The sequence below is a fragment of the Streptomyces sp. NPDC052064 genome (assembly GCF_055585925.1).
Window position 1 is genome coordinate 202,243 of record NZ_JBVJJE010000001.1, and the last position, 24,796, is coordinate 227,038.

Sequence of the window (24,796 nt, forward strand, 5' to 3'; positions counted from 1 at the left end):
CTGGCGAAGTGGTACGTCACTTGCCAAGTCGGACGGGGTCGCCGTCCGGTTGCCGCCCCGGGGCGAGGGTGGCGCAGATCACAGCCACGCCGATGCCCCCGAGCAGGAAGAGATAGGAGCCGCCTCCCGCCGCGAAGAGGAAGTCGCCCTCCGGGCGGCTGGCGGTGAGCAGGACGACGGCGAGCATCCAGCCGACGGCTGCCGCGACACCCCCGGCCCGCCCGCGGATGACGCGCGCTGCACCGAGGACGAGCCCGGCCTCACCGGCGAGGGCGAGCAGCAGTCCGCCCGGGAACCACCCGGGCTGCACGAGCGCGCCGGCCGCGCCGACCACGGCCCCGAGCAGGAAGAACCCGGCACAGGCGCCGATCCGTCCGGCGGAGGGCGGCCGCATCGGCTGGGCGAGCATCGGACTCCGGTCACTCATGAGACCTCCTCGACACCGGCGAACAGGTCCGTCTCCCGCTCGCCGGGACCCCGCTCGCCCCGCACCAGCTCGTAGTACTCGGTTGTGAGGATCGGCTGGGCGAGTTCGTTGGACAGCGCGAAGTACGGCCCCGACACGGTGATCTGGGTGGCGTGGGCGCGCATCGCGGCGGCCTTGGCGGCGGCGTGTGCGGTGCCGTCGACCGCGGTGGTGATCCGCTCGTCGGTCACGACGCCCGGTACGTCGCCGACGTCGGCCGCCTTGGCGAAGGGGAGGCCGGGCAGGTCCTCCCGGAGCCGGGCGAAGGACTGCTCCACAACGGACCGGGGGACCCGGTTCCAATAGACCTTCGGGATCGGCCGGCCGGCCTCGGCGGACAGCTCGGCGGCCCGCATGGCGATGCGGTGGGCCTGGATGTGGTCGGGGTGGCCGTAGCCGCCGTTGTCGTCGTAGGTGACGAGGACCTGGGGGCGTACCTCGCGGATCACCTCGACGAGGTGTGCGGCGGCCTCGTCGACGTCGGCCTGCCAGAGGCAGGCGGGGTCGTCGTTGTCGGGCAGGCCCATCATCCCGGAGTCGCTGTAGCGTCCCGCGCCGCCGAGCAGGCGGAAGTCCTGGACGCCGAGCTCGGCCATGGCGGCGGTGAGCTCCCGGCGACGGTGCTGGCCCAGCGCGGGGCCGGTCAGGTGCGCGAGGTCGGGCGGGATGATCTCGCCGCGTTCGCCGAGGGTGCAGGTGACCAGGGTGACGTGAGCACCCTCGGCCGCGTACCTGGCCATGGTCGCGCCGTTGTTGATCGACTCGTCGTCCGGGTGCGCGTGCACCAGCAGCAGACGCCGGTCGGGCAGTTCCGTCATGGACCCAGACTACGAGGTCCGACAGTCAGAACTTGATGCTGCCGATCATGCCCGCGATGTTGGTCGTCAGCTCGCTGATCGTGGGAGCCACGGTCGAGGAGGCGAGGTAGAAGCCGAGCAGCATGCACACCACCGCATGCCCGGCCTTCAGCCCTGACTTCTTGATGAGCAGGAAGACGATGATCGCCAGCAGCACCACCGCCGAAATCGAGAGTGCCACGGCGGCTCACCTCCAAAGATCCACGAGGGCAGGGGGGGGTCGGACTATGGGGGCATCAAATCCGTACAACAGCCAGCAGGTTCATACCCACTATGCGCCATTGATCATAACTATCCGTCCGTGCGCATCGATCGGCGCACGGCCGCACAAGGGGGCGCATGGCCAATATGGTCAGGGCATGACGACCGAGCTTGACTCCTTCCCCCGGCGGCACGCCCGTACCCAGCGCTTCACGCTGGGCGCGCCACGTTCGTTCACTGTGGCGCCCGACGGTTCGCGTGTCGTGTTCCTGCGCTCCGGTTCCGGTACCGACCGGGCGAATTCGCTGTGGGTCCTCGACACGGAGGAGGGCGGGGAGCGCGTGGCCGCCGACCCGCGCTCCCTGCTGGGCGGCGCCTCGGAGGACCTCTCACCCGAGGAACGCGCCCGGCGTGAACGCAGCCGGGAGGGCGGCGCCGGCATCGTCGGGTACGCCACCGACGCGGCCGTCGAGTTGGCCTCTTTCGCCTTGTCAGGCCGGCTTTTCGCGGCCGAGCTGCGGGCCGGGACGGCACGTGAACTGCCCACGCCCGGGCCGGTGATCGACCCGCGTCCGTCGCCCGACGGGCGGCATGTCGCCTACGTCGCGCAGGGTGCGCTGCGCGTCGTGGGCGCCGAGGGGGAGGACGACCGGGCGCTCGCCGAGCCGGAGTCGGAAAATGTCTCATATGGACTGGCCGAGTTCATCGCGGCCGAGGAGATGGGGCGGTCGCGCGGCTTCTGGTGGGCTCCGGAGTCGGACCGGCTGCTCGTGGCGCGCGCGGACGACACGCCGGTGGACCGGTGGTGGATCTCCGACCCGGCGCATCCGGAACGCGAGCCGCAGCGGGTGGCGTATCCGGCAGCGGGCACCGGCAACGCGGACGTACGGCTGTTCGTGATCGGCCTGGACGGCGCGCGCACGGAGGTCGCCTGGGACCGGGCACGGTACCCGTATCTGGCGCGTGTGCACTGGTCAGCGGCGGGCGCGCCGCTGCTGCTCGTACAGGCGCGCGACCAGCGCAGCCAGCTGATTCTTGCCGTGAACCCGGAGTCGGGTGCGACCCGGATGGTGCACGCCGATGAAGATCGAACATGGCTTGATCTTTTCCCCGGGGTGCCGTGCTGGAGTCCGGCCGGACAGCTGGTGCGGATCGCGGACGAGGGCGGTGCGCGGGTGCTGGCCGTCGGGGACCGGCCGCTCACGGGAGCGCAGTTGCATGTGCGGGCCGTGCTGGACGTCTCCGACGACGACGTGCTGGTCTCCGCGTCGGCCGGCGAGGAGGCCGCCGAGGCGGAGACGGGCCAGGTGCATGTGTACCGGGTGAACGAGCTGGGCGTGGAGCGGGTGTCGCAGGAGCCGGGCGTGCACTCGGCGGCGCGGGCCGGGGACGTGACGGTTCTGGTCTCGGCGACGCTGGACCGGCCGGGTGCACGGGTGCAGGTGGTGCGCGATGGAAAACCGACGGCTGTTGTTCCTTCGTACGCCGAAGATCCTGGTATGTCCCCCCGCGTGAAACTCACAGAGGGGGGCGCACGCCGCATCCCATGCGCCGTGCTTATGCCTCGGGACTACGCCGGTGACACCCCTCTGCCGGTGCTCATGGACCCCTATGGCGGGCCGCACGGGCAGCGGGTCTTCGCCGCCCACAACCCGCATCTCACCTCGCAGTGGTTCGCGGACCAGGGATTCGCGGTGGTCGTCGCGGACGGCCGGGGCACCCCGGGCCGCTCTCCCGCATGGGAAAAGGAGATCCACCACGACTTCACGCTGTCGCTGGACGACCAGGTGGACGCCCTGGAGGACCTCGCGAAGAGGTTTCCGCTGGATCTGTCCCGGGTGGCGATCCGCGGCTGGTCCTTCGGCGGCTGGCTGGCCGGCCTCGCGGTGCTGCGCCGGCCGGACGTCTTCCACGCGGGGATCGCGGGCGCGCCGGTGACGGACTGGCGCCTGTACGACACGCACTACACGGAGCGTTACCTGGGGAACCCGGCCGAGCACCCGGACGCGTACGCCAGGAGCTCCCTCGTCACGGCGGACGGCCTGTCCTCCCCCGCCGAGCCGCGCCGCCCGCTGATGATCGTGCACGGCCTCGCCGACGACAACGTGGTCGTCGCCCACGCCCTGCGCCTCTCCTCGGCCCTCCTGGCCGCCGGCCGCCCGCACGAGGTGCTGCCGCTGTCCGGGGTCACGCACATCACCCCACAGGAACAGGTCGCGGAGAACCTGCTGCTGCTCCAGGTGGACTTCCTGAAGCGGTCCCTGGGGATCACCGGCGTCTGAGCATGCAACGGGCCGGGGCGACATGGCGCGCCCCGGCCCGTTTACGGCACCCGCACGGCCGTACGCTGTCCAGCCTGACGCGTCCGTATATCGGGATCGGGTCGGCGAAGTTGCCTGCGTGTTAACGCAGTTCGCGGAGGTTTGTGGGCACTTCGGCAGGGCAGGGGACTGCACGACTGCCCTCAGCCCGGCCGATCGCGGACGCGCCGGTTCCCGGCACCTCCTGGAAGGGCCGGGAACCGGAAAGGGCGTCGTAGGGACGCCTCAGGCCGCGTGGACCACGTCCTTCTCCTCGGCGAAGTGGCAGGCCGACTCGTGGGCCGCCGGGGTGTCCTCGCCCTTGAAACGCTCGGGGACCGCGAGGAGCGGGACCTCCTGGGCGCACTTGTCCTGGGCCTTCCAGCAGCGGGTGCGGAAGCGACAGCCCGAGGGCGGGTTGGCCGGGGACGGGACGTCGCCGGTGAGGATGATGCGTTCGCGGCCCTCGCGGGACTCCGGGTCGGGGACCGGGACCGCGGAGAGCAGGGCCTGGGTGTAGGGGTGGGTCGGGTGGTCGTAGATCTCCGTGTCCGTACCGATCTCGGCCATCTTGCCCAGGTACATCACACCCACCCGGTCCGAGATGTGCCGGACGATCGACAGGTCGTGCGCGATGAAGAGGTAGGACAGGTTGAACTCGTCCTGCAGCTTCTCCATCAGGTTGATGACCTGCGCCTGGACGGACACGTCCAGCGCGGAGACCGGCTCGTCGCAGATGATGATCTCGGGGTTGAGCGCCAGGCCGCGGGCGATGCCGATGCGCTGGCGCTGACCGCCCGAGAACTGGTGCGGGTAGCGGTGGATGTACTCCGGGTTGAGACCGACCACGTCCAGCAGGTCCTGGACCTTGCGGCGGCGGTCGCCCTTCGGCGCCACCTCGGGGTGGATCTCGAAGGTCTCCCCGATGATGTCGCCCACCGTCATACGGGGGTTGAGCGACGTGTACGGGTCCTGGAAGACCATCTGGATGTTGCGGCGTACGGCCTTCAGGGCGCGGCCGGACAGCTTGGTGATGTCCTGGCCCTTGTAGAAGATCTCGCCCGCGGTCGCCTTCTCCAGCATCATCAGCAGCTTGGCGACCGTGGACTTGCCACAGCCGGACTCGCCCACGATGCCGAGCGTCTCGCCCTGGTAGAGGTCGAAGGAGACCCCGTCCACGGCCTTGACCGCGCCGATCTGACGCTTCAGCAGGATGCCCTGGGTCAGCGGGAAGTGCTTCACCAGGTTGCGCACCTGAAGGATCGGCTCACCGCGCTCGACCGGCGCCTCGATCGCGGCCACGGCCTCCTCGTCGGTGGCCGCCTCGACCGTCTCGACCTCGGTGACGTTGGGGGTGGCGTCCATGGACTCGTCCGCCTTGTCCAGCTCAGCCATGGATCGTCTCCTTCCAGAAGTGGCACGCGCTGCCGCGGCCGACGAGCTCGCCGCCGTCCCGCTCGGTGACCGGGTGCAGGGGCGGGACGTCCGTACGGCAGATGTCCTGCGCCTGCGGGCAGCGCGGGTTGAAGGCGCAACCGGACGGGATGCGGGTCAGGTTGGGCGGCAGGCCCTTGATCGCGTACAGGTCCTGGCCCTTCTGGTCCAGGCGCGGGATCGACTCGAGCAGACCCTTGGTGTAGGGGTGCGCGGGCCGCTTGTACAGCTCGTACACGGGGGCGGTCTCCACGATCCGGCCCGCGTACATCACCGCGATCTTGTCCGCGACGTCGGCGACGACGCCGAGGTCGTGGGTGATCAGGATGAGGCCCATGTTGTACTCGCGCTGGAGCTCCGCGAGCAGGTCCATGACCTGGGCCTGGACCGTCACGTCGAGAGCCGTGGTCGGCTCGTCGGCGATGATCAGGTCCGGCTCCAGGGCGAGCGCCATCGCGATCATGATGCGCTGGCGCATACCGCCGGAGAACTGGTGCGGGTAGTCGCCGACGCGCTCCTTCGCGGCCGGGATCTTCACGCGGTCCATCAGCTCGATGGCCTTGGCCTTGGCGTCCTTCTTGCTCAGGCCCTGGTGGACGCGGAACATCTCGCCGAGCTGGTAGCCGACGGACAGCACCGGGTTCAGCGCGGAGAGCGCGTCCTGGAAGATCATCGCGATCTTGCTGCCGCGGATCTTGCGCCGGGCGTCATTGGACATGGTGAGCATGTCCTCGCCCCGGTACAGGATCTGGCCCTGGGGGATCCGGCCGGGCGGCATGTCGAGGATGCCCATGATCGCCTGGGCGGTCACGGACTTGCCGGAGCCGGACTCGCCGAGCACGGCGAGGGTCTCGCCGGAGCTCACGGTGTAGTTGACGCCGTTGACGGCCTTGGCCACGCCGTCGCGGGTGTGGAACTCGACGTGCAGATCGCGCACTTCGAGCAGGGGGATGTCGTCCCCGGCCGCGCCTCGCGGCTCGGGCACGTCACGGGTCTCTTCGATGGTGGTCACGTACGCCCTCCTCAGCGCAGCTTCGGGTCAAGGGCGTCGCGGACCGCGTCGCCGAGCATGATGAACGCGAAGACCGTGAGGCTGAGCATGCCCGCCGGGAACAGCAGCGTGTGCGGGTTGTCCCGGATCACCTTGCTGCCCTCGGAGATGTCGATGCCCCACGAGATCGTCGGGTCGCTGAGGCCGAGGCCGAGGAACGACAGCGTCGCCTCCGCGGAGATGTAACCGCCGAGGGCGATCGTGGCCACGACGATGGTCGGCGCGATGGCGTTCGGCATCACGTGGCGGAACAGGATCCGCGTGGTGCCGGCGCCGAGTGCTCTGGCCGCCATCACGTAGTCGGCCTGTTTGGCCGTGATCACGGAGCTGCGCGTGACGCGCGCGATCGAGGTCCAGCCCAGGAAGGCCAGGGCCAGGATCACCACGTACACCTTGCGCTCGGTGAAGGCGTTCAGGACGACCATCGTGCCGAGCAGGAACGGCAGACCGAAGAAGATGTCGACGATCCGGGAGATCACCGAGTCGATCCAGCCGCCGAAGTAGCCCGCCAGCATGCCGAGCAGACCGCCGAGCAGGGTGACCAGGGCGGTCACGCCGACGCCGACGAGGATCGAGGCACGGGTGCCGTGGATGACACGCGAGTAGATGGAACGGCCCTGCTGGTCGTAGCCGAACCAGTCGGGCTGGAAGAAGTGTCCCATCTGCGGCTTGCCCAGGTAATGGTGGACGAGGTCGCCGTCACGCGGGTCGACGCTGGTGAACCAGCCGGGGAACGCGGCGATCACCAGCAGCAGGAGCAGCAGCACCGAGGAGATCCAGAACATGGGCCGGTGCCGCAGGTCGTACCAGGCGTCGCCCCACAGAGAGCGGGGCTTGTCGCGCTTATCGCCGCTCTCCTCGGCGGGTACGCCGACTGCCGGCGGGGCCACGGCGTCCACGGCCGCGGCGTCGGTGGTCTCGGCCTTGGTCACGTCAGGCATACCGGATCCTCGGGTCCAGGACCGCGTACAGCAGGTCGATGAGCAGGTTGATCAGGAGGATGACGAGGACGAGCACCGTCACCACACCCGTGACCGTCGAGCCCTCGCTCGTCTGGATCGCCCTGTAGAGGAGGTTGCCGACACCCTGGATGTTGAAGATGCCCTCGGTGATGACCGCGCCGCCGATGAAGCCGCCGACGTCGGTGCCGACGAAGGTGACCACGGGGATCAGCGAGTTGCGCAGCAGGTGGACACCGATGATGCGGCGCCGGGGCAAACCCTTGGCGAGCGCGGTGCGCATGTAGTCGGCCCGCAGGTTCTCGGCGAAGGTCGTCCGGGTCAGCCGGGCCACGTACGCCATGGACAGCATGGCGAGGACGAAGGCCGGCAGGAACAACTGTGAGAAGTCCGTGGAGTCCTGGACGTTGGGCGGCAGCCAGCCGAGTTCGTCCGCGAAGATGAACCGGGCGATGAAGCCCAGGACGAACACCGGGATGGAGATCACCGTCAGCGTGAAGACCAGCACACCGGTGTCGGCGGCCCTGCCGGCCCTCAGACCGGCCCACGCGCCGAGGCCCACACCGATGATGATCTCGATGGTGATGGCCAGCAGCGTCAGCCGCAGCGTCACCGGGAAGGCCTCGGACATGAGCTCGGTGACCGGACGGCCGGCGAGGTTCTTGCCGAAGTCTCCCTGGAGGAGATTCCACATGTAGTGGACGTACTGTTCGAGGACGGGCTTGTCGAAGCCGTACTCGCGCTTGATCTGCGCGATCTGTGCGGGATCGGGAGCCTTGTCCCCGTAGATGGCCCGGACCGGGTCGCCCGGCAGGATGTGGACCATCAAGAAGATCAACAGAGTCGTCCCGATGAAGATCGGGATCATCTGGAGCAGTCGCCTGGCGGCGTAGCGCCCCATCTTGCGCCTCCATGCCGTGAGGGGTCGGCGAGGCCTGCGCACTCATCTACCGCAGGTTAAGGGGGTGAGGTGGAGGCCTGTGCCTACGGACCGGCGCCGCCGCTCCCCTGACGGGAGGGCGGCACCGGTCTGCGGTCGTCTTCTTACTTCTGCTTGACCTGGACCTCGTCGAAGATCGGGTCACCGTCCTGGCCGTAGGGGATCTTGCCCAGGATGTGCGTCGACTGGCCGCTGTTGACCTTGTAGAACCAGAGCGGGATGGCCGGCATGTCCTTGGCGAGGAGCTGCTCCGCCTGCTGGTACTTCGCCACGGTCTCGTCGATCGAGCTCGCCTTGTCGGCCTCGGAGCTCAGCTTGTCGAACTCCTTGTTGGAGTAACCGCTGGTGTTACCGGCCGACGTGGTGCCGTACAGGTCGCGCATGAAGTTCGAGTTGACCGGGTAGTCGAGCACCCAGCCACCGCGGTACATGGACTTGACCTGGTCGTTGTCACGGGCGTCGAGGTCGGCCTGGAAGGTCGGCTTCGGGTCGCCGGTGCACTCCACGCCGGTGGACTTGCGGATCGAGTTGCAGACCGCGTCGACCCAGGGCTTGTGGTCCTGGTCGGCGTTGTACTGGATCTGGAGCTTGTTGCCCGGGACGCCGCCACCCTCCTGGATGAGCTTCTTGGCCTGGGCCGGGTCGAACTTGACGATGTCGCCGAGCGCGCCCTTCTTGTAGCCGAGGACACCCGGGGCGACGTAGGAGTCGGCCGGGGTACGCGTGCCCTGGAGGACGGTCTTGGTGATCGTCTGGCGGTCGATCGCCATGGACAGACCCTGGATGACCTTGGGGTCGATGTCCTTGAACTGCTTGGTGTAGAACGCCGGGACGATCGACTGGACGGCCGAGTACGGCTGGTCGATGGCGCGGTCGCCGAGGTCCGTCTTGTAGTTCGTCAGCGCGGTGGTCGGAACCTGCTCGATCCAGTCCACGTTGTCGGAGCGCAGGTCCGAGTACGCGGCGTCGGCGGTCGTGTAGTTCTTGAAGTCGATGCCGCCGTTCTTGGCCTTGTTCGGGCCCTGGTAGTCCGCGAACTTGCGGACCTTGATGAGCTTGTTGTGCTCCCAGGAGACGAACTTGTACGGGCCGTTGCCGACCGGCTTCTCGCCGAAGCCCTTCGGGTCCTTGAAGAAGGCCTCAGGCAGCGGCGCCCACACGTCGTAGCCCAGCTTGTACGCGAAGTACGAGACCGGCTGCGTCAGCTTGATGGTGAAGGTGTTGTCGTCGACGACCTTCAGGCCCGACATCTTGTCGGTCTTCGGGTCACCCTTCTCCGGGTGCACGTCCTCGAAGCCGACGATGTCCGCGAACCAGCTGGAGTTGGTCTGGCTGTTCTTGATGTTGGCCGACCAGTTCCAGGAGTCCACGTAGGACTTCGCGGTGACCGGCGTGCCGTCGTGGAACTTCCAGCCCGGCTTGAGCTTGACGGTCCACTCCGACGAGTCGTCGTTCGGCGTGACCGACTCGGCGTTGACGTACTCGAGCTTGCCGGTGCCGGGCTCGTAGTCGACCAGGTTCGCGAAGATCGTGCGCAGGACACGGCTGCCCTGGCTCTCCTTGGCGTTGGCCGGCTGCAGCGGGTTCTGAGGTTCGCTCAGCTGCGCAGTGACGATGCCGTTCGGGTCGGCCTTCCCCTTGTTCATGTCGTCGCCGGCACTGTCGTCGCCGCCGCCGCAGGCGGTGGCGGCCAGGGCGACGACTATCGCCCCCGCGACCCACTTGGCGCTCTTGGCACCGCGCATGGGTTCCTCCTATGAAGTCATTGGTTCACCGCAAGGGGAGCACAGACAGACCACCGCACCGCCCGTCGCCGGTGCCGGAAATCGTCAGGTGCCCCCGCGCTCGTGAGTCGGCGCCGCCTCCAGCGAGTGACCCGTTCATCCGAGCTCTACGCGCCTAACTATCTGCCATGCGCCAGGAGCGAACCACACTCTCGAGGTCTCGGTTCGATCACAGCTCGCGCCTACATCTTCCAAAATCCGGACAAAGGGTTTGGTGAAAGATCCCTGCGAAACGGACTTGTTACACATCTATCGGTGGCGAGTGTCCGCATTCCGGACGCGAGAATGAGATAAACCGCTTGCGGCTACCGTGGCCGCCGTGCAGGGTGCCACTCGTGGCTGTCGCGCACTCAAGAGGCCTCCGCCGCAAGGCCGTTGTACGGCCCGTGCGTGGGCAGGGCGCGGCGCTTCCGCAGCAGGGTAGTGCGAACGGGGCGCTCCGGACGGCTTTACCCGGCAAATCGAGGGTTTTCCCTAACCCTTCCCTTTGCGTTCCCTCCGCTTTACGACGACACCGGGCACCCCGCGAGGCGGAGTGCCCGGTGTCGTCGAACGGCAGGCGTCAGCCGTGCTTGGCGCGGCTCGCGGCGCGGGCGCGCTCGCGGGCGTCCAGGTTCACCTTGCGGATGCGCACGGCCTCCGGGGTGACCTCGACGCACTCGTCGTCCCGGCAGAACTCCAGGGACTGCTCCAGCGACAGCTTGCGCGGCGGGACGATCGACTCGGTCACATCGGCCGTCGACGACCGCATGTTGGTGAGCTTCTTCTCCTTGGTGATGTTGACGTCCATGTCGTCGGCGCGGGAGTTCTCTCCGACGATCATGCCCTCGTACACCTCGGTGCCCGGCTCCACGAACAGCACGCCGCGCTCCTGGAGGTTGGTCATCGCGAACGCGGTGACCGCACCGGAACGGTCGGCGACCAGCGAGCCGTTGTTACGGGTCTGGAGGGTGCCGAACCAGGGCTCGAAGCCCTCGTGGATGGAGTGGCCGATGCCGGTGCCGCGGGTCTGCGTCAGGAACTCGGTCCGGAAGCCGATGAGGCCGCGCGAGGGCACGACGAACTCCATGCGGACCCAGCCGGAGCCGTGGTTGGACATGTTGTCCATGCGGCCCTTGCGGACGCCCATGAGCTGCGTGACGGCGCCCATGTGCTCCTCGGGCACGTCGATCGTCATGCGCTCGACCGGCTCGTAGACCTTGCCGTCGACCTCCTTGGTGACGACCTGCGGCTTGCCGATGGTCAGCTCGAAGCCCTCCCGGCGCATCGTCTCGACCAGGATGGCCAGCGCCAGCTCACCACGGCCCTGCACCTCCCAGGCGTCCGGCCGCTCGGTGTCCAGCACGCGGAGGCTGACGTTACCGATCAGCTCGCGGTCGAGGCGGTCCTTGACCTGACGGGCGGTGACCTTGCGGTCCTTGACCGCCGCCTTGTTGTCGGCGCCCTTGCCGGTGGCACCACGGCCGACCAGCGGGGAGGTGTTGGTGCCGATGACCATGGAGATCGCGGGCTCGTCGACCGTGATCAGCGGCAGCGCGACCGGGTTCTCCGGGTCGGCCAGCGTCTCGCCGATCATGATGTCCGGGATACCGGCGACCGCGCAGATGTCACCGGGGCCGGCCTTCTCCGCCGGCTTGCGGGTGAGCGCCTCGGTCATCATCAGCTCGGAGATGCGGACGCTGCTGACGGACCCGTCGCGCTTCATCCACGCGACCGTCTGGCCCTTGCGCAGCTCGCCCTGCTCGACGCGGAGCAGCGCGATGCGGCCGAGGAAGTTGTCGGCGTCCAGGTTGGTGACGTGGGCCTGGAGCGGGGCGGCCTCGTCGTAGGTCGGGGCCGGGATGTGCTCCAGGATCGTGGAGAAGAACGGCTCCAGGCTGGTGGAGTCGGCGGGGACCGTGCCGTTGTCCGGCTTGGTCAGCGAGGCGATGCCGTCGCGGCCGCAGGCGTAGACGATCGGGAACTCGATCTGCTCCTCGTCGGCGTCCAGGTCGAGGAACAGGTCGTACGTCTCGTTGACGACCTCGTCGATCCGGGAGTCCGGGCGGTCCGTCTTGTTGATGCAGAGGATGACGGGCAGCCGCTGCTGGAGCGCCTTGCGCAGCACGAAGCGGGTCTGCGGGAGCGGGCCCTCGGAGGCGTCCACGAGCAGGACGACACCGTCGACCATCGACAGACCGCGCTCGACCTCACCACCGAAGTCGGCGTGGCCGGGGGTGTCGATGATGTTGATGGTGATGACGTCCCCCCCGTCCTTCGGGTGGTACTTCACCGCCGTGTTCTTGGCCAGGATCGTGATGCCCTTCTCACGCTCCAGGTCGTTCGAGTCCATCATGCGGTCGTCGACGCCTTCGAGCTGGTGGGCGGCGAAGGCGCCGGCCTGCTTCAGCATGCCGTCGACGATGGTGGTCTTGCCGTGGTCGACGTGGGCGACGATGGCGACGTTGCGGATGTCGTGGCGCGTGGCCATAAGAAGGCGTACTCCCGGAGTGTGAGGAATGCCCTGCGCGTACATCGGTGGTGCGCGGGCCCTGCCGGGCTCAACATGCCACGGCCTCACCCCATGGTACGGGTCCGCTACCGCTGGGGTTAGCCGGGATACGTCGGTGCAGGTCAGGGTGGTTTTACTGGTGCTCGGCGTTCCCGGATCACCGGGGGCCGGCGGCGTCAGCCCCTGCCTCGCCGCAGGAGTGCCGGGCGGCCTCGCGGCCCAGGGGCGAGTCGGGGCGCTCCTCGCAGTCGATCAGGCCGGTGAAGTCGACCGTCCAGTTCCGGGCGTGGCCGGAGACGGTTCCCCCGTCCGGGCACGTGTAGCGGAAGTCCGCCGAGACTTCCTTCACGCCGGCGTACTGGACGAACTCGCCCGCCGCGCCGGGCGCGACGCGGTCGGAGTCGAGCTCCGGGGCCGGGAGCCGGACGTCGGTGAACCCCCAGGTGTCTCCGCCCGCCTCGGCCAGGGTGGGCGCGTCGGAGTCGATCTCGCCTGTCTTCTTGCCGAGCGAGAAGAGGATCTCGGCGGCGGACGGGGCCGGTCCGTCGGCGCGCACCGAGGGGCTGGGCGTGTACACCCGCCGCATCGAGTTGTGCAGCCTGCCGCCACCCGTGCCCAGCCGCTCGAGGGCGGAGACGCCGGTCAGCCGGTCCCGCTCCGTGACCCGGGACCAGGTGAAGGTGCCGTCCGCGCAGGCCTTCACGACGGCCCTGTCGGTCTTGCGGGCCTTGGGCGCCTTGTCGTCGCCCGCGTCCCCCGCACATGCCGTCAGCCCCGTCACCAGCACCCCGATGGCCAGCCCGGCCGCGCAGGCCCGCCGTACCGTTCCGCGCATCCGCCGGCTCCTGTCCCCCGTGTACGGACGCCCGGCGTCCGCACCATGATCACTGCTGATCTCATGGTGCGGACGCCGGGCGGGAGACGGCAAGGCGTTTGAGCGTTCCCAGAGCTACGGGGCGGCTGATTCCTTCGCCGACGGGCCCGAAGCCGGCTTCGCGCCCTTCTTCAGATAACCCATGTCCTCGAACACCGGCGTGCCGAAGCCGAAGGCGCCGGTGTTCACGAGGTTCTTGCGGGCCGCGATGAGCTGGGGGCGCTGGAAGAGGGGGATGGAGCCGGCCGCCGCCCAGATGCGGGAGTCGGCCTTGCGGATGAGGGAGCGGGACTCGCCCTCGTCGAGGGTGGACACGGCCTCGTCGAAGAGCTGGTCGACCTGGTCGGTGCCGACGCGGGTGTAGTTCTGCTCGACGTTCAGGGAGCCGTCGGCGGCCGGGACGGGCTTGGCGTAGACGGGGCGGGCGTCGGTGGCGGGGAAGGCGGTGGCGGGCCAGGAGTACAGGGCGAGGTCGTACTGACCGGACGCGATGTGGTCCTTGAAGTAGGACTCGTCGGAGACCTTGGAGATGTCCGTGCCGATGCCGACGCGCTCCAGCATGCGCGAGATGCGGTCGGCGACCGTGCGCAGCGTCTGGGAGCCGGGCCCGGAGGGGAGGACGAAGCGGAGGGTGAGCGGCTTGCCGTTCTTGGCGAGCCGGGCGGCCTCCTGGTTGGCCGGGGCGGCGGTGCCCTTGGGGGCGTACGCGCCGGGGGCGGCGCCCTGGTCCGGCTGCGTGTGCTGCTTGCCGTCCTGGGCGAGGTGGTCGGCGGGGTCCTGCCGGCCGTGCGCCTTGTTGTCCTCGCCGTCGACGTACGTGCCGTCGTCGTCCGACTTTTCCTTGGAGGCGCCGGCCTTCTCGCCCTCGGCGCCGGCCGCCTTCTCCCCCTCCTCCTTCTTCTCCTGCTCCTTGACGGGGCCGCCGCGCACCCACCCGGCGTCCGCGAGCAGGGCCTGTGCCTCCTTGGTGTCCCGGCCGCCGAGGGCGCCGCTGTTGTCGGCGTAGGCGGCCTGGCCGGAGAGGGCGAGGTGGCTGCCCACCGGGACTGCGGGCAGGCCCAGGGGCTTCAGGACGGCCTCGGCCAGTTCCTTGCGGTCGAGGGCGCGGGCGACGGCCCTGCGGACGCGCTCGTCGGCGAGCGGGCCCTCGGCGCCGTTCAGGGCGAGCTGGGTGTAGGCGGGCTCCAGGGACTTGCGCACCTCGAAGCCGCGCAGGGCCTGCTGCTGCCGGGCGTACTTGGCGGCCGCCTTGCGCAGCTTGCTGCGGGCGACGGTCTCCTCGTCCGCGGCCTTCTCGTCGGAGCCGTTGGTGACGGCCCAGGAGCGCAGGGCGTTCGCGGTGGACCGGGCGGCGCCGGGGCCCGTCAGCGGGCTGCTGGAGCTGCGGGGGCGGGCGGCGACGGTGATGCGGCGGGCGGCGACGGGGTCGATCTCGGCCACGTCGAGGGTGCCGGCGGCCAGCTCGGCGGCCCGTTCGTCGCGCGGCACGGAGCGCAGCACGATCTCGGAGAGCTTGGCCGGCTTGCCCCACCAGCGCGGATTGCGGGCGAGGGTGATCTCGTCGTCCTCGCGGTCGACCTTCTTCACCGTGAAGGGACCGGCGCTGACCTTGAGCTTCTTGCGTGCCCCGTCGTTGAAGGAGTCCGGGGTGCCCATGACGTCCTTCGGGTACAGCGGCGAGAACAGCGACCGCCAGTCGGCGTAGGGGCGGCTGAAGGTGACCCTGACCTCCAGGGCGCTGTCCCCGCGCTCGATCTTCTGGATGCGGTCGTAGCCGGCGTTGCGTGCGGTCCAGTAGGCGGTGTCCTTGCCGGACAGGGCACGCCACTGGGCGGCGAAGTCGGCGGCGCCGATCTCCCGGCCGTCGCTCCAGACGGCCTGCTGGTTCAGCTTGTACAGGACGACCTGCTTGGGCTCGGTCTCGACGACCTTGGCGGACTCCAGGTAGGCGGGATTGCGCTCCGGACGGCCACTGGCGTTCATCCGGAACATCGACGGCAGGACGGCCTGGGCGACGCGGGCGGTGGTGGCGTCGGCGTCCGACTGGAAGGTGTTCAGGGTGTCGGGCACGGAGTCCACGGCCCAGCGCAGGGTGCCGCCGTCGGCGATCCGGTCGCGGCTCGCGGGCCGGGTGTCCGGTGCGGCGAGCGGCGTGCCCGCCGGGTCCTCGGAGCCGCATCCGGCGAGCGCGGGCACCGCGAGCACGCCCGCGGTGAGGAGGGCGACCGAGCGCGTGACCGCGCGCGGGCCGACGCCGTGCTGGGACATCTGTGCTACCTCCGGGAAGCCGCGGGCGTTATGATCACTTTTGGCGGTATTTGGAGTTCATCTGATGTATGCGGCCACTGAAGAGGAAAGGGTTCGGCAACACAGGGCGACACGGCGGTCACGGTCGGGAAGTCACCCGTGCGGCGCAACGCACCGCAGAGTGCACCCACGCGCCTCGGCCAATCGATGCACATCCCTTCACAGCACAAGGTGTGACGCGCAACACTCGCAGGCGCATGAACGTTGCCGCCTTGGGCCTCGAAGGACCCGCGGAAGTGAGGGCAAGTCATGTCCGTTCACGATGAACTGACGTCAGTCCAGCGCAGTCTCGACGAGCTGTTCCGGTCGCTGGGACGCCTGGAGAAGCAGCTCGGCACCGGCGGCCTGGAGATGCGCCGCGTCCGTGCCGACGCCAGCCACCTGCGCGAGAGCGTCGCCCTGCTGCGCGACGCCGCCGCCACACCGGCCGCACCGAAGCGCCCCGACCTCGTCACCATCTCGGACGCGCCGTACGACCCCGCGCTGTGGGTCGACTCGGACGACGAGGGGCTCGGCGCCCGGGACCGGCGCGCTCCCTGACCAGGAGGGCGTCGAGCGACCGGCACCTCCCCCGAACCCGACCGGAGTCGTCACAGTGGCCACTGGTACGGAACCTCCCGCCACAGAACCCCATCCCCGAAGCGGCGGCGTACGGGCGGGTGCGCGCGCCGCGATCGACGCCCCGCACCTGCGCACCGACCGCTGGTGGCTGGCCCCGGCCGGCACGGTCGCCGGCCTGCTGGCCTTCATCGTCTACTCCACCTGGCGGGCCTTCGCCGACGCCGACTACTACGCGGCGCCGTACGTCTCGCCCTTCTACTCCCCGTGTCTGGCGGAGCGATGCGAGCCGATGAAGGCCGGCCCCAACTGGGAGATCTTCGGCAGTTGGTGGGGGATCTCCCCCGCGATCATCATCCTGATCTTCCCGCTCGGCTTCCGGCTGACCTGCTACTACTACCGCAAGGCCTACTACCGGGGTTTCTGGGCGTCCCCGCCGGCCTGCGCGGTGGCCGAGCCGCACGAGAAGTACACGGGCGAGACCCGCTTCCCGCTGGTGCTCCAGAACATCCACCGGTACTTCTTCTACGCCGCGCTCCTCGTCGCCGGGATCCTGACCTACGACACCGTGCTCGCTTTCCGCGACGAGAACTACGAGTGGGGCCACATGGGCCTCGGCACGCTCGTGTTCCTGGTCAACATCGCGCTGATCTGGGCGTACACGCTGTCCTGCCACTCGTGCCGGCACATCGTCGGCGGCAAGCTCAAGCACTTCTCCAAGCATCCCGTGCGCTACCGGATGTGGCAGTGGGTCGGGAAGCTCAACGCCCGGCACATGCTGCTCGCCTGGGCGTCGCTGGTGAGCGTGGCGCTCGCCGACTTCTACGTCTACCTGGTCGCGTCCGGTGCCTTCGACGATCCGCGGTTCTTCTGATGAGGGGTGCGTTCTGATGTCCGTGGTCGACCGGCAGGAGTGGGACGTCGTCGTGGTGGGAGCCGGCGGCGCCGGGCTGCGCGCCGCCATCGAGGCCCGCGAGCGGGGCGCCCGTACGGCCGTGATCTGCAAGTCGCTGTTCGGCAAGGCGCACACGGTGATGGCCGAAGGCGGTATCGCGGCGGCGATGGCCAACGCCAATGAGAACGACAACTGGCGGGTCCACTTCCGCGACACCATGCGCGGCGGCAAGTTCCTCAACCAGTGGCGGATGGCCGAGCTGCACGCGCAGGAGGCGCCGCAGCGGGTGTGGGAGCTGGAGACCTGGGGGGCGCTGTTCGACCGCACCAAGGACGGCCGGATCTCCCAGCGCAACTTCGGCGGCCACGAGTACCCGCGCCTCGCGCACGTCGGCGACCGCACGGGCCTGGAGCTGATCCGCACCCTCCAGCAGAAGATCGTCGCGCTCCAGCAGGAGGACTTCAAGGAGACCGGCGACTACGAGTCCCGGCTGAGGGTCTTCCAGGAGTGCACGGTCACCCGAGTCCTGAAGGAGGACGGGCGCGTCTCCGGGGTCTTCGGCTACGAGCGCGAGTCCGGCCGCTTCTTCGTCCTGGAGGCACCGGCTGTCGTCATCGCCACGGGCGGCATCGGCAAGTCCTTCAAGGTGACGTCGAACTCCTGGGAGTACACCGGCGACGGTCACGCGCTGGCCCTCCTCGCGGGCGCTCCCCTGCTGAACATGGAGTTCGTGCAGTTCCACCCGACGGGCATGGTCTGGCCGCCGTCGGTCAAGGGCATCCTCGTCACCGAGTCGGTGCGCGGCGACGGCGGGGTGCTGCGCAACTCCGACGGCAAGCGGTTCATGTTCGAGTACATCCCCGATGTCTTCAAGGACAAGTACGCCGAGACCGAGGACGAGGCCGACCGCTGGTACGACGACCCGGACCACAACCGGCGCCCACCCGAGCTGCTCCCCCGTGACGAGGTCGCGCGGGCGATCAACACCGAGGTGAAGGAGGGGCGCGGCTCGCCGCACGGGGGCGTGTTCCTCGACGTGTCGACCCGGATGCCCGCCGAGGTCATCAAGCGTCGGCTGCCGTCGATGTACCACCAGTTCAAGGAACTGGCGGACGTCGACATCACGGCGGAGGCGATGGAGGTCGGGCCCACCTGTCACTACGTGATGGGCGGCGTCGCGGTCGAGTCCGACACGGCGGCGGCGCGCGGCGTGCCCGGGCTGTACGCGGCCGGTGAGGTGGCCGGCGGCATGCACGGCTCCAACCGGCTCGGCGGCAACTCCCTGTCCGACCTGCTGGTGTTCGGCCGCCGGGCGGGCCGGCACGCGGCCGAGTACGCGGCGGGGCTGACGGGGGCGCGGCCCGCCGTGGACGACGTCCAGATCGACTCCGCCGCCGCCGAGGCCCTGCGGCCCTTCTCCGCCGAGGCGGAGATCGAGGAGCCGAAGGGCGGCCCGCCGGAGAACCCGTACACCCTGCACCAGGAACTCCAGCAGACGATGAACGACCTGGTCGGCATCATCCGCCGCGAGACGGAGATGAAGCAGGCCCTGGAGAAGCTGGCCGAGCTGCGGGGCCGGGCGCGCCGGGCCGGCGTCGAGGGGCACCGGCAGTTCAACCCGGGCTGGCACCTCGCCCTGGATCTCAGGAACATGCTGCTGGTCAGCGAGTGCGTGGCGCGGGCCGCGCTGGAGCGCACCGAGTCCCGCGGCGGGCACACCCGCGAGGACCATCCGGGGATGGACCGCAAGTGGCGCCGGATCAACCTGCTGTGCGCGCTCACCGACCCGACGGGCGGTCTGGCGGCTTCGGACCCGGTCCGCGGCCAGATCACCCTCACCCGCGAGACCACCGAACCCGTCCGTGCCGACCTGCTCGCCCTGTTCGACAAGGAGGAGCTGGTCAAGTACCTCGCCGAAGAGGAGCTCTACGAATGAGCGGCTATACGGCCCACTTCAAGGTGTGGCGCGGGGACGTGAGCGGCGGCGGCCTTGAGGACTTCAAGGTCGAGGTCAACGACGGCGAGGTGGTGCTCGACATCATCCACCGCCTCCAGGCCACCCAGGCCCCCGATCTCGCCGTGCGCTGGAACTGCAAGGCGGGCAAGTGCGGTTCGTGCTCCGCCGAGATCAACGGCCGGCCGCGGCTGCTGTGCATGACACGCATGTCGGTGTTCGACCGGGATGAGACGATCACGGTGACGCCGCTGCGGGCGTTCCCGGTCGTCCGCGACCTGGTCACCGATGTCGGCTTCAACTACACGAAGGCCAGGGAGGTCCCGGCCTTCGTGCCGCCCGCGGATCTCGGTCCCGGCGAGTACCGGATGATGCAGGAGGACGTGGACCGCTCGCAGGAGTTCCGCAAGTGCATCGAGTGCTTCCTGTGCCAGGACACCTGCCATGTGGTCCGCGACCACGAGGAGAACAAGCAGGCGTTCGCGGGGCCCCGTTTCCTGATGCGGGTGGCGGAGCTGGACATGCATCCGCTGGACGCGGCGGCGGAATCCGGCCTGGACCGCAAGACCACCGCCCAGGACGAACACGGCCTGGGCTACTGCAACATCACCAAGTGCTGTACGGAGGTCTGCCCGGAGGGCATCAAGATCACGGACAACGCGCTGATCCCCCTGAAGGAACGGGCGATCGACCGCAAGTACGACCCGCTGGTGTGGCTGGGTTCGAAGATCAGGAGGCGCTCTTCAGCAGGCTGAGCGCTTGCTGGAGGTTGTGCTGGGCGATCTCCCGCATGCGCTCCGGATGCGGGAAGTCACCCTCGATGAGCGTCAGCGGCCCCGAGACCAGGCCGAGGTGCATCGACAGGCGGTAGAGACGCAGGCGGGCCTCGTCCAGACCCGGGGCCCGCAAGGCGTCGTAGTGGGGGCCGAAGCGGAGCCTGAGGAAGACGTGCTCGTGCTCGACGTCGAAGTACATCAGGCCCTCGATGTCGATGAGCGCCGGCTGCCCGTCGGGCGTGAGCAGGACGTGGTCCGGGCCCAGTTCGGCGTGGACGAGGGTGTGACGGTCACGGGGGCGGACCTCGGCGGCCAGGGCGTGGATCGTGTCCTCCAGTTCCCGGCGTACGGCGGCGGCACGGGGTTCGCGCCGGGCCGCTTCCGCGATGCACCGCAGGGCGCCGTCGGTGATGCGCTGTTCGCAGGAGACGCCGTGGGAGGAACCGCCGTTGTCGACGACGGCGACCTTCCCGAAGCGGGGACCGGTGTGGGAGTGCAGGGCGGCGAGCAGGTCCGCCATCCGGTCCATGAGCCGAGGTGCCTCGCGCGGGTCCCGGGCGAGGGCGTCCTCCAGGCTGCCGCCGGTCACGTCCTCCACGACGGCCGCGTCGGCCGGGAGGTGCGTGTGTGTGGCGTCGGCGTACAGGAGGCGTGGGGTGCGGACGCCGGAGGCGGCCAGGCGGTCGTGTGCCGCCGTGAACAAGCCGAGGCCGGTGCCGTGCGAGAAGACGTCCCGGGGGTCGGGGTCCGGCTGGTCCCAGTAGTCCTCGTCGGCCGACCACACGTAGGCGACGGCCGTGGAGTCGTCGTCGAGGGTCAGGCGGTAGACGCCCTTCTTGGTGCCGCCGCGCAGGCGTTCCACGGTGGTGAGGGTGCGGCCGGGGCCCAGGGCGGCGCGGGTCAGGGGGGCGAGGTCGGTGCGGGTGAGGTGCCGTCGGGTCCTGGTCACCGCACCCAGTCTTCCTTGTACGCACGCCAGTCCGCATCGGTCGCTGCGAAGTCGATGTACAGCGCGACGCCGAAGCGGGCCCGGTCGGCGTCCGTGCGGGACAGGCCCAGGCGGACGCCCCGGACGGCGGCGGGCACGGTCTCGGCGTGGCCCCAGTGGTCGAAGTTGCTCTCCCAGTAGAAGGGCAGGCCCATCAGCAGGTCGGTGGAGGGCGGGGTGACCTCCAGGGCGAGGGAGGTCTGCTGGGCGACGTAGCCGCCGTAGGTGCTCTCCAGTGGCTGCGCGGTGTCGTACGACATGACGGCGATCTGGTCGACGTGGCGGGCGACCTGGCCGAAGAACTCCTGCGACCACCACTTGGGGTGGTCGGTGAACGTCCCGAAGACGGAGTGGAGGGCGGGGAGCGGGTCGATCTGGTGGGCCGCTACGGAGAGCAGGGCGCCCCGGGAGCGGGTCTCGCGGCGCAGGGCGTCGAGGAGGGTGAGGTAGTTCCGGTCTCCGGAGTGCAGGGGCTCCAGGTCGAGGTGGATGCCGTCGTAGCCGGTGTCCAGGACCTGGCGGGCGGAGCGGAGAACGGCGGCTCGGGTGTCCGGGTTCTCCAGGCGCATGCCGTCAGGGCCCTCGGTGGCGAGAACGTCGCCCAGGAAGGCCTGGACGCGGACGCCGGGGAGTTTCCCGCGTACGGCGTCGATGAACCAACGGGCTCGTGGATAGACCGACTTCGGGAGCGTGCCGTCGTGTTCCAACGGGCCTGAGTGGACGTAGAGGTCGCGGATGCCGGTGCCTCGCAGGCGGCGGGCCAGGGCGGTGACGTCGGCGTCCTTCTTGCGGCCGTCGACCCAGGCGTGGCCGAGCCAGAGTGCGTCGCGGTTTCTGGTGTGGGTGCCTTGTGCGGGGTCGCCCTGGTAGTTGATGTAGAGGGCTGTCAGGCCGGACAGGGGAGGGACCAGGAGGACCAGAAGCAGGACGAGCACCGTGCGTCTGACCCGGCGCCGACGCCTTCTGTTTCTTTCACTGTCGGGTGCGGGAGCCTCCTGTGCGCGGTTCTCGCCGTCGCCGACTGCTGCTTCGTCCTGGGTCGTGCCCTCCACGCGTTCCATGCCGTCTCCCCCCGGGTGGTGCGGTTGGTGTTGCCGGGGAGGACGAGCCGTACCGGTGTTCGGTTGCGATCAGAACAGGCTCAGCAGCGCCTCCGCCGGGTCCGTCAGGCTCGTTTCGCCACCCGGCAGGGGGAGTTCGAACCACACCGTCTTCCCCCGGGGCGTGCGGCGGGAGCCCCACGCGGCGCTGAGGAGACCGACCAGCTGGAGGCCTCGGCCGCCCTCGTCGGTGTCGCGGGCGCGGCGGCGGCGGGGCTGGACCAGGCCGGAGTCCCAGACCTCGCAGACCAGGGTGCGATCCAGCAGCAGGCGGAGACGGATCTCGCCCTCGCCGTAGCGCAGGGCGTTGGTGACGAGTTCGCTGACCAGGAGCTCCGTGGTGTCGACCAGGGGTTCCATGTCCCAGCTGAGCAGCTGGGCACGCGCGTACTCGCGGGCCCGGCCCACGCTGCGCGGCTCGCGCGGCAGGGTCCAGTCGCCGACGGACTCGGTGGGCAGGCCCTGTACACGTGCCATCAGCAGCGCGATGTCGTCCTCGCCGTGATGGGTGTCGAGCGTGTTGAGGACGTGGTCGCACACGTCCTCCAGGGGCTGGGTGGGGTCGGAGAGGGTGCTGACGAAGGCCTGGAGGCCCTCGTCGAGGGGGTGATCGCGGCTTTCGACCAGTCCATCCGTGTAGAGCGCGAGCAGGGCCCCCTCGGGCAGTTCGACCTCGACCTCCTCGAAGGGCTCACCGCCGACGCCGAGCGGCAGGCCCGGCGGCACGTCGAGCATCAGGGCCGACTCGCCCGGTTCGACCAGGACGGGCGGCAGATGGCCCGCGTTGGCGAAGGTGCAGCGCCGGGTGACGGAATCGTAGACGGCGTAGACGCAGGTGGCGAGGTACACCTCCGACAGGTCCGCCTCGCGGGGGCGGCGGGCCGCCCTGGTCGCCTGCTGGACGCCGCCGGGGGCGCCCAGGCCGCGGGCGATCTCGTCCAACTGGGAGAGCACCTCGGCCGGTTCGAGGTCGAGCTGCGCCAGCGTGCGTACGGCCGTGCGGAGTTCGCCCATGGCGACCGCGGCGCGCAGGCCACGGCCCATGACGTCGCCCACGACCAGCGCGGTGCGGTGTCCCGGGAGTTCTATGACGTCGAACCAGTCGCCGCCGACCTCGCTGGGCCGGCCGGTGTTGGCGTTGCCGGGCAGATAGCGGCAGGCGATGTCGAGGCCGGAGGCTTCCGGGTCGCCGGGCGGGAGCAGGGACCGTTGCAGTATCAACGCCCGTTCGTGCTCGCGCCGGTAGAGGCGGGCGTTGTCGATGCAGACGGCGGCCCGCGCCGCCAGCTCCACGGCGAGGTCTCGGTCCCGGTCGCCGAACGGCTCGCTGCCCTTCGTACGGGCGAACTGCACCAGCCCGACGACGGTGTCGTGGGCGACCATCGGCACGGCGAGCGTGGACTGCACGAGCCCGCCGTCCTCACCGGGGACGGTCTGCGGGCGCGCCGTGCGCAGGGCGTCCGCGCAGGGCGAGTTGAACGGGTAGTGGTGGACGGCGCCGACCGCGACGGGCACGCCGGTGCCGGTGAAGGGCGCGTCGGAGACGGCGCTGGCGAAGGCCACCCGGCGCAGTTCGGCGCTGCCGTCGGCGAGCCCGGGCGGGGTCTCGTCGCCGACCAGCAGGCCCTGGTAGAGGTCGACGGTGGCCAGGTCGCAGAAGCCGGGCACGACGACGTCGAGGAGCTGTCGGGCCGTCGTCTCCAGGTCGAGGGAGTTGCCGATGCGGGCACCGGCCTCGTTCAGCAGGGCGAGGTTGCGGCGGGCGGCGGCGGCCTCGCGGGCGGCGGCGCGGCGCGAGGTGATGTCCGTGCCGAGCCAGGCGATGCCGATCGGCCGGCCCGAACCGCTGTGCACGCGGTAGAGGTTGACGGACCAGTGGCGGCGCTCGTCGGAGCCCGGCACGAAGCCGGTGACGTGCATGTCCGTGATGGAGTTGCCGGTCTCCAGCACGCGGCGCAGCGTGGCGGCGACCCGCTCGGCCTCGCCGCGCTGGAGATAGTCGTGGACGCCCTTGCCGCGGTGGTCGTCGGGTTCGCCGCCGAAGACGGACGCGAACCGGTGGTTGGCGCGGCGGACCCGCAGGTCGGAGTCGATCAGCAGGAAACCGAACGGGGATTGACCGAAAATGGACTGCGAGGCGGCGAGGTCGGTCTCGATGCTGCGCAGCGTGCGCACGTCGACGACGATGCAGACGGCGGCCTTCTCGCCCTCCTCGGTGCGCGTCGGCATGACGTACACCTCGGCGAGCCCCTCGCGCCCGCACTCCCCCTCGGCGTCCTTCGGCATCCGGAAGGGCACCACGCCGGTCCACTCGCGGCCGTCGAGGATCTCGGCCATCTTGCGCATGCCCCGCTCGCGCAGGCGCGGGTCGATGAAGGTCTCGATGGGGTCCATGCGGACGGCGCGTTCGGCGGGGATGCCGAAGAGGTGCTCGGCACGCAGGCTCCACTGGTCGACGAGCCCGTCGGGGCCGATGGAGAAGGACGCGACCTTGATGTAGTCGTAGATGGATCCCGGGGGACTGCTCTGCCACATGGCGTCCCCGGGTGGCACCCCGTCAGCCGCGAGCGCACCTCCCACCGCGGAAGCCAGGCCGTCCGCGGCCATCGCCCTCGCGCCCTCCGACGGGTCCTCGGACTCCGTGGCCTTCGCTGGTATCTCGCTCACGCGAACCGTCCCCTCCAGCTCACCGCGTCCGGCACCGGTCACCGGGGGCGGCTGCCCGCAGTATCCAGCACTACGGTGCCGCACAACACGGTGTTCACGATCACAGCACGGTCCCGATGGTTTTTGGACCGGACCGTGAGAACACTTCCAGTCTTCTAACCAGGGGACACGTCGTCGAATCCCGTCCGTCGACA

19 protein-coding genes are annotated in these 24,796 nt (G+C 69.8%); 5 read left to right on the top strand and 14 right to left on the bottom strand.

Annotated features, from left to right (window positions below; translation table 11 throughout):
• Nucleotides 1-16: 16 nt before the first annotated feature.
• From ACZ6TU_RS00975 to ACZ6TU_RS00985, 3 genes are read right to left on the bottom strand one after another with little or no spacing between them, the layout of a single operon-like run.
• Nucleotides 17-427, bottom strand: coding sequence for a DUF6113 family protein (locus ACZ6TU_RS00975; protein WP_469545725.1), 411 nt, complete (start codon nucleotides 425-427; stop codon nucleotides 17-19).
• The gene (gene mshB / locus ACZ6TU_RS00980) at nucleotides 424-1,284 is read right to left on the bottom strand and encodes an N-acetyl-1-D-myo-inositol-2-amino-2-deoxy-alpha-D-glucopyranoside deacetylase (protein ID WP_467678791.1); all 861 of its coding nucleotides are present in this window, start codon (nucleotides 1,282-1,284) and stop codon (nucleotides 424-426) included. Before mshB ends, ACZ6TU_RS00975 begins: the two co-directional genes overlap by 4 nt.
• Before the next feature lie 25 nt (nucleotides 1,285-1,309).
• Nucleotides 1,310-1,504, bottom strand: a complete 195-nt coding sequence (locus ACZ6TU_RS00985) for a hypothetical protein (protein ID WP_019755516.1) — start codon at nucleotides 1,502-1,504, stop codon at nucleotides 1,310-1,312.
• Nucleotides 1,505-1,682: 178 nt separating this feature from the next.
• Here ACZ6TU_RS00985 and ACZ6TU_RS00990 point away from each other — a divergent pair, with 178 nt between their 5' ends.
• Nucleotides 1,683-3,806, top strand: coding sequence for a S9 family peptidase (locus tag ACZ6TU_RS00990; RefSeq protein WP_469545731.1), 2,124 nt, complete (start codon nucleotides 1,683-1,685; stop codon nucleotides 3,804-3,806).
• Nucleotides 3,807-4,070: 264 nt separating this feature from the next.
• Here ACZ6TU_RS00990 and ACZ6TU_RS00995 read toward each other — a convergent pair whose 3' ends face one another.
• From ACZ6TU_RS00995 to ACZ6TU_RS01030, 8 genes are all read right to left on the bottom strand, one after another.
• Nucleotides 4,071-5,219: an ABC transporter ATP-binding protein gene (locus ACZ6TU_RS00995; protein ID WP_467678787.1), complete on the bottom strand. Its 1,149-nt coding sequence runs from the start codon at nucleotides 5,217-5,219 to the stop codon at nucleotides 4,071-4,073.
• Nucleotides 5,212-6,270, bottom strand: coding sequence for an ABC transporter ATP-binding protein (locus tag ACZ6TU_RS01000; RefSeq protein WP_467678785.1), 1,059 nt, complete (start codon nucleotides 6,268-6,270; stop codon nucleotides 5,212-5,214). The genes ACZ6TU_RS00995 and ACZ6TU_RS01000 overlap by 8 nt, the downstream gene beginning before the upstream one ends.
• An 11-nt stretch (nucleotides 6,271-6,281) precedes the next feature.
• Complete coding sequence (locus ACZ6TU_RS01005) at nucleotides 6,282-7,250, bottom strand: ABC transporter permease (protein ID WP_469545736.1); 969 nt, start codon at nucleotides 7,248-7,250, stop codon at nucleotides 6,282-6,284.
• Complete coding sequence (locus ACZ6TU_RS01010) at nucleotides 7,243-8,169, bottom strand: ABC transporter permease (RefSeq protein WP_467678781.1); 927 nt, start codon at nucleotides 8,167-8,169, stop codon at nucleotides 7,243-7,245. Before ACZ6TU_RS01010 ends, ACZ6TU_RS01005 begins: the two co-directional genes overlap by 8 nt.
• 143 nt (nucleotides 8,170-8,312) lie before the next feature.
• Nucleotides 8,313-9,953 (bottom strand): peptide ABC transporter substrate-binding protein, encoded by a 1,641-nt coding sequence (locus ACZ6TU_RS01015; protein ID WP_467678780.1) that lies wholly within the window; start codon nucleotides 9,951-9,953, stop codon nucleotides 8,313-8,315.
• Nucleotides 9,954-10,554: 601 nt separating this feature from the next.
• Complete coding sequence (typA, locus tag ACZ6TU_RS01020; protein WP_386634001.1) at nucleotides 10,555-12,462, bottom strand: translational GTPase TypA; 1,908 nt, start codon at nucleotides 12,460-12,462, stop codon at nucleotides 10,555-10,557.
• A gap of 178 nt (nucleotides 12,463-12,640) precedes the next feature.
• Nucleotides 12,641-13,318: a hypothetical protein gene (locus ACZ6TU_RS01025; protein WP_467678778.1), complete on the bottom strand. Its 678-nt coding sequence runs from the start codon at nucleotides 13,316-13,318 to the stop codon at nucleotides 12,641-12,643.
• Between the two features lie 114 nt (nucleotides 13,319-13,432).
• Nucleotides 13,433-15,625 carry an ABC transporter family substrate-binding protein gene (locus ACZ6TU_RS01030; protein WP_469545742.1) on the bottom strand — a complete coding sequence of 731 codons (2,193 nt, stop codon included), beginning with the start codon at nucleotides 15,623-15,625 and terminating at the stop codon, nucleotides 13,433-13,435.
• Between the two features lie 288 nt (nucleotides 15,626-15,913).
• Here ACZ6TU_RS01030 and ACZ6TU_RS01035 point away from each other — a divergent pair, with 288 nt between their 5' ends.
• Genes ACZ6TU_RS01035 through ACZ6TU_RS01050 form a run of 4 tightly spaced genes read left to right on the top strand, consistent with a single transcriptional unit; the run spans nucleotide 15,914 to nucleotide 19,826 of the window.
• Nucleotides 15,914-16,204, top strand: coding sequence for a hypothetical protein (locus ACZ6TU_RS01035; RefSeq protein WP_467678774.1), 291 nt, complete (start codon nucleotides 15,914-15,916; stop codon nucleotides 16,202-16,204).
• A 55-nt stretch (nucleotides 16,205-16,259) separates the two neighbouring features.
• Nucleotides 16,260-17,096: a hypothetical protein gene (locus tag ACZ6TU_RS01040; protein ID WP_467678772.1), complete on the top strand. Its 837-nt coding sequence runs from the start codon at nucleotides 16,260-16,262 to the stop codon at nucleotides 17,094-17,096.
• A gap of 16 nt (nucleotides 17,097-17,112) precedes the next feature.
• Complete coding sequence (locus ACZ6TU_RS01045; protein WP_467678770.1) at nucleotides 17,113-19,053, top strand: fumarate reductase/succinate dehydrogenase flavoprotein subunit; 1,941 nt, start codon at nucleotides 17,113-17,115, stop codon at nucleotides 19,051-19,053.
• Nucleotides 19,050-19,826 carry a succinate dehydrogenase/fumarate reductase iron-sulfur subunit gene (locus tag ACZ6TU_RS01050; RefSeq protein ID WP_469545748.1) on the top strand — a complete coding sequence of 259 codons (777 nt, stop codon included), beginning with the start codon at nucleotides 19,050-19,052 and terminating at the stop codon, nucleotides 19,824-19,826. The genes ACZ6TU_RS01045 and ACZ6TU_RS01050 overlap by 4 nt, the downstream gene beginning before the upstream one ends.
• Here the strand turns inward: ACZ6TU_RS01050 and ACZ6TU_RS01055 are convergent.
• From ACZ6TU_RS01055 to ACZ6TU_RS01065, 3 genes are all read right to left on the bottom strand, one after another.
• Nucleotides 19,801-20,796, bottom strand: coding sequence for a phosphotransferase family protein (locus ACZ6TU_RS01055; protein ID WP_469545751.1), 996 nt, complete (start codon nucleotides 20,794-20,796; stop codon nucleotides 19,801-19,803). The two genes, ACZ6TU_RS01050 and ACZ6TU_RS01055, sit on opposite strands and share 26 nt — an antisense overlap.
• Nucleotides 20,793-21,896 carry a glycosyl hydrolase family 18 protein gene (locus tag ACZ6TU_RS01060; protein ID WP_469545754.1) on the bottom strand — a complete coding sequence of 368 codons (1,104 nt, stop codon included), beginning with the start codon at nucleotides 21,894-21,896 and terminating at the stop codon, nucleotides 20,793-20,795. Before ACZ6TU_RS01060 ends, ACZ6TU_RS01055 begins: the two co-directional genes overlap by 4 nt.
• 69 nt (nucleotides 21,897-21,965) lie before the next feature.
• Nucleotides 21,966-24,602, bottom strand: a complete 2,637-nt coding sequence (locus ACZ6TU_RS01065) for a SpoIIE family protein phosphatase (RefSeq protein ID WP_467678764.1) — start codon at nucleotides 24,600-24,602, stop codon at nucleotides 21,966-21,968.
• Nucleotides 24,603-24,796: the final 194 nt, after the last annotated feature.